The organism is Rahnella victoriana (assembly GCF_004330295.1).
In the GTDB taxonomy this organism is placed as follows: Bacteria; Pseudomonadota; Gammaproteobacteria; order Enterobacterales; family Enterobacteriaceae; genus Rahnella; species Rahnella victoriana.
This window is the reverse complement of sequence record NZ_SJOJ01000001.1, coordinates 171,574-186,262: the sequence shown is the minus strand read 5'-3', so window position 1 is coordinate 186,262 and position 14,689 is coordinate 171,574. Positions and strand designations below refer to the sequence as shown.

General features: G+C 54.9%; 16 protein-coding genes. 5 read left to right on the top strand and 11 right to left on the bottom strand.

Going from position 1 to position 14,689, the window contains the following annotated elements:
- Positions 1–96: 96 nt before the first annotated feature.
- Complete coding sequence (locus EYY67_RS00910) at positions 97–426, bottom strand: protein YbgS (RefSeq protein ID WP_095921219.1); 330 nt, start codon at positions 424–426, stop codon at positions 97–99.
- Between the two features lie 201 nt (positions 427–627).
- Between EYY67_RS00910 and aroG the strand changes: the two genes are divergently transcribed.
- Positions 628–1,680, top strand: coding sequence for a 3-deoxy-7-phosphoheptulonate synthase AroG (gene aroG, locus EYY67_RS00905; protein ID WP_095921220.1), 1,053 nt, complete (start codon positions 628–630; stop codon positions 1,678–1,680).
- A gap of 76 nt (positions 1,681–1,756) precedes the next feature.
- Here aroG and EYY67_RS00900 read toward each other — a convergent pair whose 3' ends face one another.
- From EYY67_RS00900 to EYY67_RS00865, 8 genes are all read right to left on the bottom strand, one after another.
- On the bottom strand, positions 1,757–2,230 hold the full coding sequence (locus EYY67_RS00900) for a GNAT family N-acetyltransferase (protein WP_095921221.1): 474 nt from the start codon (positions 2,228–2,230) through the stop codon (positions 1,757–1,759).
- A gap of 91 nt (positions 2,231–2,321) precedes the next feature.
- Positions 2,322–3,074: a 2,3-diphosphoglycerate-dependent phosphoglycerate mutase gene (gene gpmA, locus EYY67_RS00895; protein WP_095921222.1), complete on the bottom strand. Its 753-nt coding sequence runs from the start codon at positions 3,072–3,074 to the stop codon at positions 2,322–2,324.
- 205 nt (positions 3,075–3,279) lie between these two features.
- Positions 3,280–3,612 carry a PsiF family protein gene (locus EYY67_RS00890; RefSeq protein ID WP_095921223.1) on the bottom strand — a complete coding sequence of 111 codons (333 nt, stop codon included), beginning with the start codon at positions 3,610–3,612 and terminating at the stop codon, positions 3,280–3,282.
- 164 nt (positions 3,613–3,776) lie between these two features.
- A complete protein-coding gene (gene galM / locus EYY67_RS00885) occupies positions 3,777–4,823 on the bottom strand; it encodes a galactose-1-epimerase (RefSeq protein WP_119826588.1) in 1,047 nt (348 codons plus the stop codon).
- Positions 4,817–5,968: a galactokinase gene (gene galK, locus EYY67_RS00880; RefSeq protein ID WP_195817016.1), complete on the bottom strand. Its 1,152-nt coding sequence runs from the start codon at positions 5,966–5,968 to the stop codon at positions 4,817–4,819. Before galK ends, galM begins: the two co-directional genes overlap by 7 nt.
- The gene (galT, locus tag EYY67_RS00875) at positions 5,965–7,014 is read right to left on the bottom strand and encodes a galactose-1-phosphate uridylyltransferase (protein ID WP_095921226.1); all 1,050 of its coding nucleotides are present in this window, start codon (positions 7,012–7,014) and stop codon (positions 5,965–5,967) included. The genes galK and galT overlap by 4 nt, the downstream gene beginning before the upstream one ends.
- A gap of 19 nt (positions 7,015–7,033) precedes the next feature.
- Positions 7,034–8,050, bottom strand: a complete 1,017-nt coding sequence (gene galE, locus EYY67_RS00870) for a UDP-glucose 4-epimerase GalE (protein ID WP_095921227.1) — start codon at positions 8,048–8,050, stop codon at positions 7,034–7,036.
- 249 nt (positions 8,051–8,299) lie between these two features.
- Positions 8,300–9,199 (bottom strand): LysR substrate-binding domain-containing protein, encoded by a 900-nt coding sequence (locus tag EYY67_RS00865; RefSeq protein WP_131692624.1) that lies wholly within the window; start codon positions 9,197–9,199, stop codon positions 8,300–8,302.
- Between the two features lie 138 nt (positions 9,200–9,337).
- On the opposite strand from EYY67_RS00865, the gene EYY67_RS00860 reads away from it, so the two are divergent.
- Complete coding sequence (locus tag EYY67_RS00860) at positions 9,338–10,102, top strand: hypothetical protein (protein WP_131692623.1); 765 nt, start codon at positions 9,338–9,340, stop codon at positions 10,100–10,102.
- A gap of 35 nt (positions 10,103–10,137) precedes the next feature.
- Here the strand turns inward: EYY67_RS00860 and modF are convergent, their stop codons facing one another.
- Together modF and modE are read right to left on the bottom strand one after the other, a co-directional pair.
- The gene (gene modF / locus EYY67_RS00855) at positions 10,138–11,607 is read right to left on the bottom strand and encodes a molybdate ABC transporter ATP-binding protein ModF (protein ID WP_131692622.1); all 1,470 of its coding nucleotides are present in this window, start codon (positions 11,605–11,607) and stop codon (positions 10,138–10,140) included.
- A 123-nt stretch (positions 11,608–11,730) separates the two neighbouring features.
- Complete coding sequence (modE, locus tag EYY67_RS00850; protein WP_131692621.1) at positions 11,731–12,513, bottom strand: molybdenum-dependent transcriptional regulator; 783 nt, start codon at positions 12,511–12,513, stop codon at positions 11,731–11,733.
- A 189-nt stretch (positions 12,514–12,702) separates the two neighbouring features.
- On the opposite strand from modE, the gene EYY67_RS00845 reads away from it, so the two are divergent.
- The 3 genes from EYY67_RS00845 (at position 12,703) to modB (ending at position 14,689) form a co-directional block, all read left to right on the top strand.
- Complete coding sequence (locus EYY67_RS00845; protein ID WP_015698087.1) at positions 12,703–12,858, top strand: AcrZ family multidrug efflux pump-associated protein; 156 nt, start codon at positions 12,703–12,705, stop codon at positions 12,856–12,858.
- Positions 12,859–13,047: 189 nt separating this feature from the next.
- Positions 13,048–13,821, top strand: coding sequence for a molybdate ABC transporter substrate-binding protein (modA, locus tag EYY67_RS00840; RefSeq protein WP_095921230.1), 774 nt, complete (start codon positions 13,048–13,050; stop codon positions 13,819–13,821).
- 178 nt (positions 13,822–13,999) lie between these two features.
- The gene (gene modB, locus EYY67_RS00835) at positions 14,000–14,689 is read left to right on the top strand and encodes a molybdate ABC transporter permease subunit (RefSeq protein WP_095921231.1); all 690 of its coding nucleotides are present in this window, start codon (positions 14,000–14,002) and stop codon (positions 14,687–14,689) included.

Below are 14,689 nucleotides of genomic sequence, written 5' to 3'. Positions count from 1 at the left end.
AAGATCACAATAGCGTAATCAGGAGGCGTTGCAAGAAGGGGCGTAAACGTGAAGGAGGAACCGAAGTTCCTCCTGAATGAGCAGTTTATGACGGGCTTAGTTACCGGTGGCTTTAGACTCGGAAGTCCCCGGCGTCTGGTTTGGACAGCGTCCGTCTTTGCACATGGTTTTCTCATGTTCCTGCGTTTTGCTCATATGATGTTTGGTGGTATCCGTCTGGGTATTCACCTCATCGGCAGGTTTATTGGTGTTATTAATCTGGTCGTTATCCACGTTTTTAGGCGCAATTTTCTGAATTGAACCCGGGGAATTCGACTGATTCGCCTGGCCGTTGTTATCGGAGGCAGATGTTTCACCGGCAGCAAAAGCAGCACCGGTGGTCAGCGCCATGGTTGCGGTCAGTAACATGATTGCGAGCTTTTTCATAATTTCATCTCCATTGTTGCAGAAAGGTCCGTGGTCGTTTTTCATGTGTCTGATAAAAGACTAGCTAAACAATTCATGTGCTAAATCAAATTGAGACTATTCGGAAGTGTAAAAGCAGGTTTACACCGTCATGCAATACGGCTAGATTGAACGCGGTCAGCGTTTCGCTTTGTCTCTTATGAACACCCGAATGGAACAGTTATGAATTATCAAAACGACGATTTGCGCATCAAAGAAATTAAAGAACTATTACCGCCGGTTGCCCTTCTGGAAAAATTCCCCGCCACTGACAAAGCGGCAAAAACAGTCTCTCAGGCGCGTAATGCCATCCATAAGATCCTGAAAGGAAACGATGATCGTCTGCTGGTTGTTATTGGCCCTTGTTCTATTAACGATCCGAAAGCCGCGAAAGAATACGCCGCCCGTCTGCTGAAAATGCGTGAAGAATTGCAGGGCGAGCTGGAAGTGGTTATGCGCGTTTACTTTGAAAAACCGCGTACCACGGTGGGCTGGAAGGGGCTGATCAATGACCCGCACATGAACAACAGCTACCAGATTAACGACGGTTTACGCATTGCCCGCAAACTGTTACTGGATATTAATGACACCGGTCTGCCTGCTGCAGGCGAGTTCCTGGACATGATCACGCCACAATATCTGGCGGATTTAATGAGCTGGGGCGCAATCGGCGCGCGTACCACAGAATCTCAGGTTCACCGTGAGCTGTCTTCCGGTTTGTCCTGTCCGGTGGGCTTCAAAAACGGCACTGACGGCACCATCAAAGTAGCTATCGATGCCATCAACGCCGCAGGCGCACCGCACTGCTTCCTGTCTGTCACCAAATGGGGTCACTCCGCGATCGTGAACACCAGCGGGAACAACGACTGCCATATCATTCTGCGTGGCGGTAAAAAGCCAAACTACAGTGCTCAGGATGTGCAGGAAGTGAAAGAAGGCCTGAAGAAAGGCGGCCTGCCAGCCCGTATCATGATCGATTTCAGCCATGCCAACAGCAGCAAGCAATTCAAAAAGCAGATGGAAGTGTGTGAAGATGTCTGCGGTCAGGTCGCTGGCGGCGAACAATCCATCATGGGCGTGATGGTGGAAAGCCATCTGGTGGAAGGTAATCAGAGCCTCGACAGCGGCGAGCCGCTGGTTTACGGCCAGAGCGTGACCGATGCCTGCATCGGCTGGGAAGATACCGAAGTGCTGCTGCGCAGCCTGGCAGGTGCGGTAAAAGCACGCCGCGGTTAAATAGTTTCGCATCCCCCTGCGTACAGAAGCCCCGTTTATGCGGGGCTTTTTCTTTGGTGAAAAAGGGCAAAATGACTCACAGTTCGCAGCGCATATCCATACAACGCAAATCAGCATTCGCCATCTCAGAGCGATAAAGACTCTCTTTAACCAGACAGAATCCATTCTTCTTATAAAACTCAAAGGCATTCGGCGTAGACGCCAGAGTAAGTGCTGTGAATCCTCTCGACTTCGCTTCTGCTTTTATGGCAGCAAGAATTTGGGTGGCAAGACCTTTCCCTTCGTATTCTGGCAGCGTAAAAATCGCTTCCACACTGCCATTTTTCAGATCCAGAAATCCTGTTGCCACGGGTGTGTCCAGCCCGTGCACCTGTGCGACAAAAAAAGGATTCTCCGCAATAGCTTTGCGGTATCCGGCAGGCATCTGTTCGGGCGTCCACGCCATTACAATGTCTGCGCCATAGGTATTTTTACATCCGTGGCGGATAGCCTGATTTCTTATTTCCCAAAGTATTTCTGCTTCATCTGGCGACGCGAGTCTGACGGGCATCGGTTTCTCCTCAGGTCCAGAGACAAAAAAGGCACGCTTTCGCGTGCCTATTCAACTTCAACTCTTTCTGCTTCATGCAGAAAACGCGAAATTACTTCGCTTTACCCTGGTTTGCCACGGCCGCGGCTTTCGCTGCGATTTCGTCGGCATTACCCAGATAGTAACGTTTAAGGGGTTTGTAGTTTTCGTCGAATTCGTAAACCAGCGGAACACCGGTAGGGATGTTCAGTTCCAGAATTTCTTCTTCGCTCAGGTTATCAAGATATTTAACCAGTGCACGCAGGGAGTTACCGTGTGCCGCGATGATGACGCGCTCGCCGCTGGCGATGCGTGGTTTGATCACGTCAGTCCAGTAAGGGATAACGCGGTCAATGGTCAGCGCCAGGCTTTCTGTCGTTGGCAGTTCTGCAGCCGTCAGTTTAGCGTAACGCGGATCGTGGCCCGGGAAACGTTCGTCAGCGCGATCCAGTTCTGGTGGTGTCACAGCAAAACCACGACGCCATTGTTTAACTTGCTCGTCACCGTATTTCTGTGCGGTTTCAGCTTTATCCAGACCCTGTAACGCACCGTAGTGACGTTCGTTCAGTTTCCAGGATTTCTCAACCGGCAGCCATGGCTGGTTCAGTTCGTCCAAAACGTTCCACAGAGTATGGATGGCGCGTTTCAGCACGGAGGTGTAAGCGAAATCAAATTGGAAGCCTTCGTCTTTCAGCAGCTGACCCGCAGCTTTTGCTTCAGTGCGGCCTTTCTCGGACAAGTCAACATCATGCCAACCGGTAAAACGGTTTTCTTTGTTCCACTCACTTTCACCGTGTCTTACCAGCACCAGCTTGGTTACAGCCATAGCTAAACTCCTCAGTTAACTGAATTTTCAATGATAACAGTTATCATTATAGGGTCTGGGCGTCCCACTCAGCAATCTGAAACTACGTCAGGAAGGCTTCGCGGGAGTCCGTTTGTATTAAACATAACGAATTTGCTGCGGCGATGTAAAACAAAACGCGCAGACCGTTCGCCGGACAGCGCGTTTTATCCACCAGACCGGGGGATCAGCTGGCTTTTTTCAGGCAGGTGCTCATGAAGGTTTTACGGGCATCGCCCTTCAGATCTTGTTTCGCCGCGTCTGCGTTACAGGTTTTCATCTTCTGCTGTTGCGGATTCAGTTTATCGTCCGTTTTTGCCTCTGCTTTAAGGCAGTTACTCATGAATTTTTTTCGCTCATCGCCTTTCAGCGACTGCGTGGTGGCCTGCTGATTACAGTCGGTCATCTTTTGGCGTTGCTCAGTCTGAGCAGGGGAAGGGACTTTCACCGGGTCGGCCGCCAGCGCGGAACCCGCCGCGCACAATGTGGCCAGCAGGGATAACACAACAGGTAAACGCATAACGAACTCCTTATTAAACGTCCTTTTACGCAGGACACTCTCTAAGCGTAGATGCGGGAAATGCCTTTAGCTGAAAATGTGCCGGGTCAGATGCGCCGTGAGTCACAAATTCGCACAAGTCGGAACAGAGGAAGACAGGGCCGGGCGACCCTGTCCTGAGCAAATTACAGCGCGAAGAACTGATAGGTGGTGGCGGATTTATACGCCTGTCCCGGTTTTATCCAGCAGCTGGGCTGTGGCCAGGTCGCGTGGTTCGGGCTGTCTGGCAGGAATTCACTTTCCAGCGCCACGCCGCTGTAGCTGGCATATTCGCCGCCGCTGCGGTTCGGTGTGCCGCCGAGGAAATTGCCGCTATAGAGCTGTACGGCGGGCGCGGAGGTGAACATGGTCATTTTGACTTTGCCGTCAGCGGACCACAAATGCGCCGCCGGATTCGTGCCGGTATTGCAGGTGCGGTTCAGCAGGTAGGCGTGATCATAGCCTTTCACCCGCTGCTGATCGCGATCCTTGAGGAAATCCTTCGCCAGCGTTTTTGCCGCGTTGAAATTCATGCCGGTGTTTTCAACCGGGGTCGGATCCGCACAGGGAATGCCGTCACTGTCGACCGGCAGGAAGCGGTCAGCGAACAGTTGCAGCTTGTGCTGGCGCGCATCGGTGCCTTCGCCGTCGAGATTGAAATAGGCATGATTGGTCAGATTGACCGGACACAGCTTATCCACGGTGGCTTCGTAACGAATTTCCAGACGGTTATCGTCCGTCAGCTGGTAATGCACCTTCGCGGTCATATTGCCCGGATAACCCTGATCGCCGTCGGCCGAAAACAGCTGGAACGTCAGCTTCTGCGCGGTCTGTTCCAGAATCGTCCAGCGGCGCGCATGGAAACCTTCCGGCCCGCCATGAAGCTGATGAACGCCCTGATTCGCGACCACCAGATGCGGTTTGCCGTCGATATCAAACTGCGCGCGGGCGATACGGTTGGCGTAACGTCCCACGGTCGCGCCGAGATACGCGCTCTGGTTCATGTATTCCTGCGGGGACTGACAGCCGAGCAGCAACTCGCGTGTCGTGCCATCCGCCAGCGGCAGGGTGAAGGATAACCAGGTCGCGCCCCAGTCCATGAATGTGGCGGTGGCACCGGCCGCATTCTGTAGCGTCACCTGTTCAAACGGCTGGCCATCGGGCGCCAGCTGTGTGTTTTCAGGTTTTAACATATGCCTGCTCCTTGTGAAGCGGTGCAAACGTAGAAGGTTTCTTTCAGGCCGCTGTGCGCCTGATATTGCTGTTCCACCGCATGACGGACTTTATCCACCATGTCTTCCGGTACCAGCGCCACGATGCAACCGCCGAAGCCGCCGCCGGTCATGCGCACGCCGCCTTTATCGCCAATCACTTCTTTGACGATTTCAACCAGCTTGTCGATTTGCGGCACGGTGATTTCAAAATCATCACGCATTGACGCGTGAGATTCCGCCATCAGTTCGCCCATGCGTTTCAGGTCACCGCTGGCCAGGGCATCTGCTGCTGCCAGCGTACGGTCGTTTTCAGTGATCACGTGACGCGCACGGCGGGCAACCACCGGATCCAGTTCATCCTGAATGGAGAAGAACAGGGCAGGATCGACGTCACGCAGCGCTTTCACGCCGAAGAAACGGGCCGCCACTTCGCACTGTTCGCGACGGGCGTTGTATTCGCTGTCCACCAGACCGCGTTTCACGTTGGAGTTGATGATCACCACCGCCGCGTTTGTCGGCATAGAGACCGCGCGGGTTTCCAGTGAACGGCAGTCGATCAGCAGGGAGTGATTTTCCTTACCGAGCGCGGAAATCAGCTGATCCATGATGCCGCAGTTACAGCCGACAAACTGGTTCTCTGCTTCCTGACCGTTCAGCGCCAGCGCCACGCCATCCAGCGGCAGATCGTATAACGATTTCAATGCCTGACCGACGGCCACTTCCAGCGAGGCAGAAGAACTCAGACCCGCGCCCTGCGGCACGTTGCCGCTGATCACCATATCAGCGCCGGAGAAATCTTTGTTGCGCAGCATCAGATGCTTTACCACGCCGCGCACATAGTTGGCCCACGGGTGCGCATCGCTGTGCAGGATCGGTTCATCGAGCGAGAAGCTGTCTTCGTCGTTGTCGTAATCGGCGGCGATCACGCGGATCGTGCGGTCATTACGCTGGGCGCAGGCGATCACCGTTTCATAATCGATGGCGCAGGGCAGCACAAAACCGTCGTTATAATCGGTATGTTCGCCAATCAGGTTCACGCGACCCGGCGCCTTGATGGTAATGGTCGCAGGGTAGCCGAATTTATCGGCGAAGATTTCCAGGGTTTTGGTTTTCAGTTTCATTATTTTTCTCCGGCCTCACGATAATGGACATCACTTACCGCCCGCAGACGTTCAGCGGCTTGTTCCGCCGTCAGGTCGCGTTGCGTCTCAGCCAGCATTTCGTAGCCGACCATGAATTTGCGTACCGTGGCTGAACGCAGCAACGGGGGATAGAAATGGGCATGCAACTGCCAGTGTTCGTTGTCGCCTTCAGTAAATGGCGCACCGTGCCAGCCCATGGAATACGGGAAGGAGCACTGGAACAGATTGTCGTAGCGGCTGGTCAGTTTTTTCAGCGCCAGGGCCAGATCACCGCGCTGTTCATCGGAAAGCTCAGTGATGCGTTTAACGTGCACTTTCGGCAGCAGCAGGGTTTCGAACGGCCATGCCGCCCAGTAAGGGACGACGGCCAGCCAGTGTTCGGTTTCCACCACCGTACGGCTGCCGTCAGCCAGTTCGCGCTGCACATAGTCCACCAGCATCGGCGAACCCTGTTGTTGCAGATACGCGCGTTGCAGACGGTCTTCCCGTTCGGCTTCGTTTGGCAGGAAACTGTTGGCCCAGATCTGCCCGTGCGGATGCGGGTTAGAGCATCCCATCGCCGCGCCTTTATTCTCGAAAACCTGTACCCACGGATAGGTTTTTGCCAGATCCGCGCTTTGCTCCTGCCAGGTTCTGACGATTTCCGTCAGCGCCTCAACCGACAGTTGTGGCAGGGTTTTGCTGTGATCCGGCGAGAAGCAGATCACGCGGCTGGTGCCACGTGCGCTCTGCACACGCATCAGCGGATCGTCGCTTTCCGGCGCAAACGGCGTATCCGGCATCAGCGCCGCATAATCATTGGTAAATACGAAGGTGCCGGTGTATTTCGGGTTCACATCGCCGGTCACGCGCGTATTGCCCGGACACAGGAAACAGTCCGGGTCATGCGCAGGCAGGATTTCCTGAGAAACCGCTTCCTGCTGACCCTGCCACGGGCGTTTGGCCCGGTGCGGGCTGACTAAAATCCACTGATCGGTCAGCGGATTGTAACGGCGATGTGGGTGATCAATCGGGTTAAACGTGGTCATAAACTTTCCTTAGTGCGCCTTAGTCCGGGTAGCCTTGCGGGTTTTTCGACTGCCACAGCCAGGTGTCATTGGCCATGTCTTCCAGCGTGCGGGTGACTTTCCAGTTCAGCTCTTTCGCCGCTTTGGTCGGATCCGCCCAGTACGCCGGTAAATCGCCGTCGCGGCGTGGCGCAAATTTGTAATTCACCGGTTTACCGCAGGCTTTGCTGAAGGCATTCACCACTTCCAGCACGCTGTGACCGAAGCCCGCGCCCAGGTTGTAGATATGCACGCCCGCTTTATTGTGCAGGGTTTTCATCGCGGCCAGATGGCCGTCAGCGAGGTCAACCACATGGATATAGTCGCGCACACCGGTACCGTCCGGCGTCGGGTAGTCATTGCCAAAAATAGCCAGAGACTCACGGCGGCCTACCGCGACCTGCGCGATAAACGGCATCAGGTTATTCGGCACGCCCTGCGGGTCTTCACCCATCAGGCCAGACGGATGGGCACCGACCGGGTTGAAGTAACGCAGTAAGGTGATGCTCCACTCAGGCTCAGCGCGCTGAACATCTTCCAGAATTTGTTCGACCATCAGTTTGCTGCGGCCGTACGGGCTGGAAGGGTTGCCGGTCGGGAAATCTTCGACGTAAGGGGTTTTGGGCTGATCGCCATATACCGTGGCGGAGGAGCTGAAAATCAGGTTTTTCACGCCCGCCGCGCGCATCGCTTCGATCAGCACCAGCGTGCCGGTGACATTGTTGTCGTAATAAGCCAGCGGTTTCGCCACGGATTCGCCGACCGCTTTCCAGCCTGCGAAATGAATAACGGAATGAATGTGGTGTTCGCTGAAAATTTTATCGAGAAGCGCACGGTCGCGGATGTCGCCTTCATAGAACAGCGGCGTTTTGCCGGTCAGGGTATTGATGCGTTCCAGCACGCTGACTTTACTGTTGTGAAGATTATCCAGAATGATGGGTGTATAGCCTGCATCAATCAATTGAACGCAAGTATGACTGCCGATGTAACCGCTACCACCTGTGACTAAGACGTACATAATAGCTCCCCGATGATTATCTTGATGCAACGATATCACGCTGCAAGGCTGAAAAAGGTGATCCATCCCCAATAAAATGGAATCGCTTACACAAACAGTTTATCACCTTTCAACCCGACCAGACAGAGGGCGCGCGCGGTTCAGAAAGCCAGCGGCAACGGCGGTGAAGCCGGAATGACCGGCTTGTGTAATCGCTTACACGGAAGGCGATGCGTTATACGGATCCGGGTTTTCGCTAATTTTTTCAGACTACAACCCGGTGTCGGGCGACAGATTGCTGAGCAGCCAGCGGCGCAGGGTCACGATATCTGGCCGGTCTTTTTTCTCCGGCGTGGTCACCAGAGAGTAATTTGCACCGGGAAGATGATGGGGAAAGGGCGTGGAAAGAATGCCTTTGGCGATAAAATCCTGCGCCAGCAGATTGCTGACAATCGCCACGCCCTGACCGGCAATCGCCGCCTGGATCGCATGGGTCTCGTCGGTAAAACGCAAGCCGCTGTCGATGTTCAGATCCGCCGGACCAAAATGCCTGCGCCAGTTTTCCCAGTCGGGAGAGGGCTGCGGAATGTGGCGATTTTCTACATGAAACAGCGTCACGGATTTCAGGTCTTCCGGCGTTTTCAGCGCCAGTGAGGGGCCGGAGACCAGCACAAAAGTGTCCTGATACAGCAGCGTGGAATCGAGGCGTTCATCGGCCGTCTCGCTGTAGCGGATCGCCACATCCACGGTATTGCGTGTTAAATCCACCAGTTCAATGCCGGTGTGCAGTCGTAAATCCATTTCCGGCGCGACCCGTTTCAGATCGGCCAGACGCGGCACCAGCCAGTGCGTCAGAAAGTTCGACGTGGTGGTCAGCGACAGTGCAGGCGGTAAACCGGCATGATGGATCTCTTCCACGGCAGCCTGCAATCCGGTGAAGGCCTGCCGCGTTGCCTGCCTGAGAATTTTTCCCGCAGCGGTCAGCCGGACTTCGCGGGCACTGCGCTCAAACACCGCCGTCCCCAGCGCTTCCTCCAGTATCCGGATCTGATGACTGATCGCCGTCGCGGTTACCCCGATGTCTTCGGCGGCGCGCTTGAAGCTGCTTTGCGCAGCGACCGCATCGAAAGCCCTGAGAGAACCGAGTGGCGGTAAACGGATTATTTTCATGATGAGATATTTTCATCCATGGCTGAGATCTATGACTTTGAATCTCCTAAAATAAGCGGTGTAAGCTCCTTTCTCAATACGGTAAGGGTGAATTTCATTCATCTTTGTGACCGGAACAGAATGATTGAGGAGAAGAATATGAACATGACATCCCGCCTGCCCGTGCTGGCATCCACGCTGGGCACTTTATTTACGGTCTGTCTGGCGCTCACCCTGCTGGGCGTCGGACATTACGGGCTGGATACGCCGCTGACACATACCCTGGCGGGCATGACCGCCATTTTCTTTACGCTCTTTCTGCTCAGCGAGCGTTTTAACCCGAACCCGTTGTTGCCGCGTACCTCGCGTCACTCGTCTGCCTTTATGATTCGCCTGTGTACAAGTGCATTTGGCGCTGTGGTCTGTCTGCCTGCCTTTCTGCTGATGCTCTGGCTGATGAAAAATGCCTATGGTTTTGGGGCACTGAATCTGCTGATGGCGGGGATCCCGGTGGTATTGCTGATGCCTGCCGGTTATATGACGGGAAAGAAAATAACCCGCTCTCTTTCTGCGGATAAATGTCTGCTGGCGGGATTTGGCGTGTTCGTCACCGGGCAGGGGATTATCGCACTATCCCTGAACGCGCTGCCTTTCTGGTGGGTGATATGGCCTGCCATGTTGCTCAGCGCGCTGGGTGCCGGTCTGGTATATCACGTCAGAGATGCCAGTATTCAGGCCGTGACGCGGCGTGAAGAAATACAACTTAATGCAGGCGTTTTTCAGCTCAGCGCACTGGTCACACTGGCTTTGTTAATCATGCTGTTGAAGATGTCGCCCGGAACGGCAGGCGTTGAACACGGGTATTTCCTGATGATTATCCTGGCGCTGGCGGGCGTGGTCACCGCGCTGATGGCTCAGGAGTGAAGCCGGCCTTGCGCAGACGGAAGGCCGGAAAGGGATTACAGCGCGTCGATCTGATAACGGTAGATTTCCCCGTCAGGAATAAAGCTCAGACGATGGGTAATGCACTGCGGCGCATCTTCCGCGTGGTGTGAGACGAACAGCAACTGCGTGTCACCTTCGCCAATCAGGATATCGACAAAACGGCGCACCAGCTGGCGGTTGATCGGATCCAGCCCCTGCAAAGGTTCATCGAGAATCAACAGCGCCGGATGTTTGACCAGCGCGCGGGCAATCAGCGCCAGACGCTGTTGCCCCCAGGACAGGCTGTGGAACGGCGATTCCCCGGCATCGCCGCCCAGACCGAGCAGTGTCAGCCATTGCGAAGTCAGCAACCGCTGGCGATCGGACACCGCCTGATAAATGCCGATGGAATCGAAGAAGCCGGAAGTGATGACATTGCGCACGCTGGTGCTGACGCGGTAATCAAGATGCAGGCTGCTGCTGACATAGCCGATATGGCGTTTGATATCCCAGATGGTTTCCCCGCTGCCGCGACGGCGGCCAAACAGCGTCAGATCATTACTGTAGCCCTGCGCATGATCGCCGGTGATCAGGCTCAGCAGGGTGGATTTCCCCGCGCCGTTCTGACCGGTGATCTGCCAGTGCTGGCCCTGATCCACCTGCCAGCTCAGATGATGCAGGATCGGTTTATCGTTATATTCCACCACGCCGTCACGCAGTACGATCAGCGGGCTGCCGGAGGGCGGGCTGACGCGCCCGGTGGGATCTTCCGCTTCCGGCACCGCCATGCCATTCAGGCTTTCGCTGTGCGCCAGTTGCGCGACCAGTGCGTCGGCCATCACCTGTTCCCGCGGACCGACCGACGCCAGCGTGCAATCGGCCAGCACGCCGACATTCTTCACAAACGCAGGAATGTCGTCGAAGCGGTTGAGCACCAGCACCATCGTCTGGCCTTCGCCGGAGAGTGTTTCCAGCAGTTGCGCCAGTTGCGCACGGGCATTGACGTCCAGCCCGTCAAACGGCTCATCCAGCACCAGCAAATCAGGTTTTTGCATCAGCACCTGACACAGCAAGGTTTTGCGGGTTTCGCCGGTGGATAAATATTTGAAGCGGCGGTCGAGCAATTTCTCAATACCAAACTGCGCCGCAAGGGCGGCACAGCGCGCCGGATCCCGCACGTCATCCTGAATGATTTCAGCGGTGGTGCGGCCGGTATCGTCTTCGCCTTCGCTCAGCAAATCGGTGTTGTTGCGCTGCCATTCATCGGCGACCAGCTTCTGCAACTGTTCGAATGAGAGGCGCACGATATGGCAGAAACTGTTCTCGCGGCGGCCTTTCAGTAACGTCAGATCGCCTGCCAGCGCGCGAGCCAGCGCGGATTTCCCGCTGCCATTCGAGCCGACAAACGCCCAGCTGTCGGCCTGTTCAATGTTCAGATCAGAAAGTGTGAGGGTTCGGGTATCGCTGAGGCGGAAAACACCTTGCGTAATATGCAACGACGACATTTTTTATCTCTCATTTTGAAATGATTATAAAATAAGGGATATGCGCTGCACCTCTGCAAGTCAATTGACAAATCTGCAAAATGAAAACGCTGATTTTGCAAGATCCTGATTCTGAATATTTTTTTAGCACAACGTGGCGATGATCACTTTGTCATCATCAAACTGGGCAAAAACGGTCTGACCGCTTTTCAGTGCCAGCTTGTCGATGCTGCTGTTCGCCACGGTCGCACACAATGTTTCGCTGCTCGGCAGCTTGATCAACACTTCGCTGCTGTTTTCACCGCGCTGGATGCTGGTCACATTGCCCTGCAAGGCGTTATGCGGATTTTCGGCGGTGAAGCCGAGGGTGATCCACGGCGCTTTGATCAGTACCAGCACCTCTTTGCCCGGCGTCAGGGCCAGACGGTCGGCGCTTTGCTCAGTAATCGCCGCGCGGATTTGCGTTTTGCTGTCGGCCAGCAGGATATCGATATGCTGCTGCACAATGCTGTGGCCGCGTTCCACCACGGTGCCGAAAAACTGATTACGGGCGCTGGTTTGCAGGGAGAAGCGGGAAATGGCCGCCAGCAGACTGTCGAGGGGCAGGGAATCTTCTTTCAGCACATCAAAGGCTTTTTGCTGGATCTGCGCCAGTAACTCATACAGCTGGATCAGGCGTTCGCCGTAAGGGGTCAGTACCGCGCCGCCGCCGCCTTTGCCCCCGGTACTGCGTTCCACCAGCGTCTGATCGGCGAGCTGGTTCATTTCATTGATGGCATCCCAGGCGCTTTTATAGCTGATGTTGGCGAGCTTCGCGCCCTGACTGATCGAACCGGTATGGCGCACCTGCCGCAGCAATTCGATACGGCGCGGATCGGCAAATAAACGTTGCTGGAGTTTAAGGGTTAACAGAATTTCGGCTTGCATTGTAGCTTCCTTATTAGAATCATGCCTTATTGTCGCCGCTAAACCTGCAGGCAGGCAAGTTGGCTAAATGCTAAAGTAATTACAGTCCCGTGCTGTTATTATCCGCAACAGTTTGATTTTTCGTTTTGACTTCATACAGGAAGTCCTACATCGCCCTTCGGGCGATTCAGCCAGTCGAGTGAGGCTATCATGTTAGAACTATTAGAAAGTTTGATTTTCGCTGCCATCATGGTACCGGTATTCATCGCGGTGATCCTGGGCCTGATCTGGGGACTGGGCGAAGTGTTCAACCTTATCTCCCACGTGGGGCACTCAAAAGAATCCCGCGAGAAACCTCATTACTAAATGAGTCGTTTCCACTGAAAACGCAAATTCACAGAACCCGGCCTTTGTGCCGGGTTTTCTTTTTTTAGTTCAGATCAACAAACTGCACGTTCTCCCGCCCTGATGCATAAAAACGGATGACATCATTTTTTGCCACGCTATATTAACGCTTACATAACGTAACATCTCTTCATAAGGCGAAGAAAACCGATGACAGTTCAATGGGGCAAAGTATTCACCGCGACCGTTCTGGTGGCAGGGCTGGGTGTACAGGCGCAGGCGGCAGACAAAATCACCGTATTTGCAGCGGCGTCACTGACCAATGCGTTGCAGGATATCGCGACACAGTACCAGAAAGAAAAGGGCGTGCAGGTCGTGTCTTCCTTCGCCTCTTCCTCCACGCTGGCGCGCCAGATTGAGCAGGGCGCACCGGCGGATATGTTTATTTCTGCCGATCAGCAATGGATGGATTACGCCATCAGCAAACAGCAGATGGTGGATAACACCCGCTACACCTTGCTGGGCAACGAGCTGGTGCTGATTTCTGCGGCTGGCAGCAAAATCGACAAAGTGGATATCTCAGAGAAAACCGAATGGACCAAACTGATTGGCGACAGCCGTCTGGCGGTGGGCGACCCTGACCACGTTCCGGCCGGGATTTATGCCAAAGAAGCGCTGCAAAAACTTGGCGCCTGGACCACGCTGGAACCTAAACTGGCGCGCGCCAGTGACGTGCGTGCCGCCATGGCACTGGTTGAGCGTGAAGAAGCGCCGGTCGGGATTGTGTACGGTTCTGACGCGGTCGCCAGCAAGAAAGTGAAAGTGGTCGGTATTTTCCCGGCGTCCAGCCACAAGCCGGTGGAATACCCGATGGCGATTGTCAAAGGCCATCAAAACGCCACAGTCAGCGGTTTCTATGAGTATCTGAAAACCCCTGCGGCGGCGGAAATCTTCAAAAAATACGGTTTCACGCCACGCGGTTAATTCATCGCTTTTGCTGAAAACAGCTCAGGTCTTGCGGGTTACCCGGACCTGAGCTGCGCCATCTCTGTGTTTCTTTCCCCCTCTGTGATTCTCTATACTGCGACGGGAACTAAAGCCTTCGAAATTTTTGCCGATATTTTATCTCTGCGACACATAAATTCAGGATTAAGAAACCGACATGATGTTGAGTGAATATGAGTGGCAGGCGGTACTTCTCAGTCTGAAAGTATCGAGCCTGGCCGTTGTTTGCAGTCTGCCGCTTGGTATTCTGATGGCGTGGATCCTGGTCCGCTGCCGCTTTCCCGGCAAATCCCTGCTCGACAGTATTATCCATCTGCCGCTGGTGTTACCGCCGGTGGTGATTGGCTATTTGCTGCTGGTGGTGATGGGGCGACGCGGGTTTATCGGCGAGCGGCTCTACGACTGGTTTGGCTTCAGTTTCAGTTTTAGCTGGCACGGTGCCGTGCTGGCGTCGGCGGTGGTGGCGTTTCCGCTGATGGTCCGGGCTATCCGCCAGTCGCTCGAGGCCGTTGACCCGAAACTGGAGCTCGCGGCGCGTACGCTGGGCGCATCGCCGTGGCGGGTGTTTTTCACCATCACGTTGCCGCTTTCCGTACCGGGTGTGATTGTCGGCGTGGTGCTGGCGTTTGCCCGTTCGCTCGGTGAGTTTGGCGCGACCATTACCTTTGTGTCGAATATTCCGGGCGAAACCCGCACCATTCCGCTGGCGATGTACACCCTGATTGAAACGCCGGGCGCGGAAGGGGCCGCCGCGCGGCTTTGCGTGCTGGCGATCCTGCTGTCACTGGCGGCGTTACTGGTTTCTGACTGGCTGGCAAAACGCAGCCGTATCCGGCTGGGAGGCTGA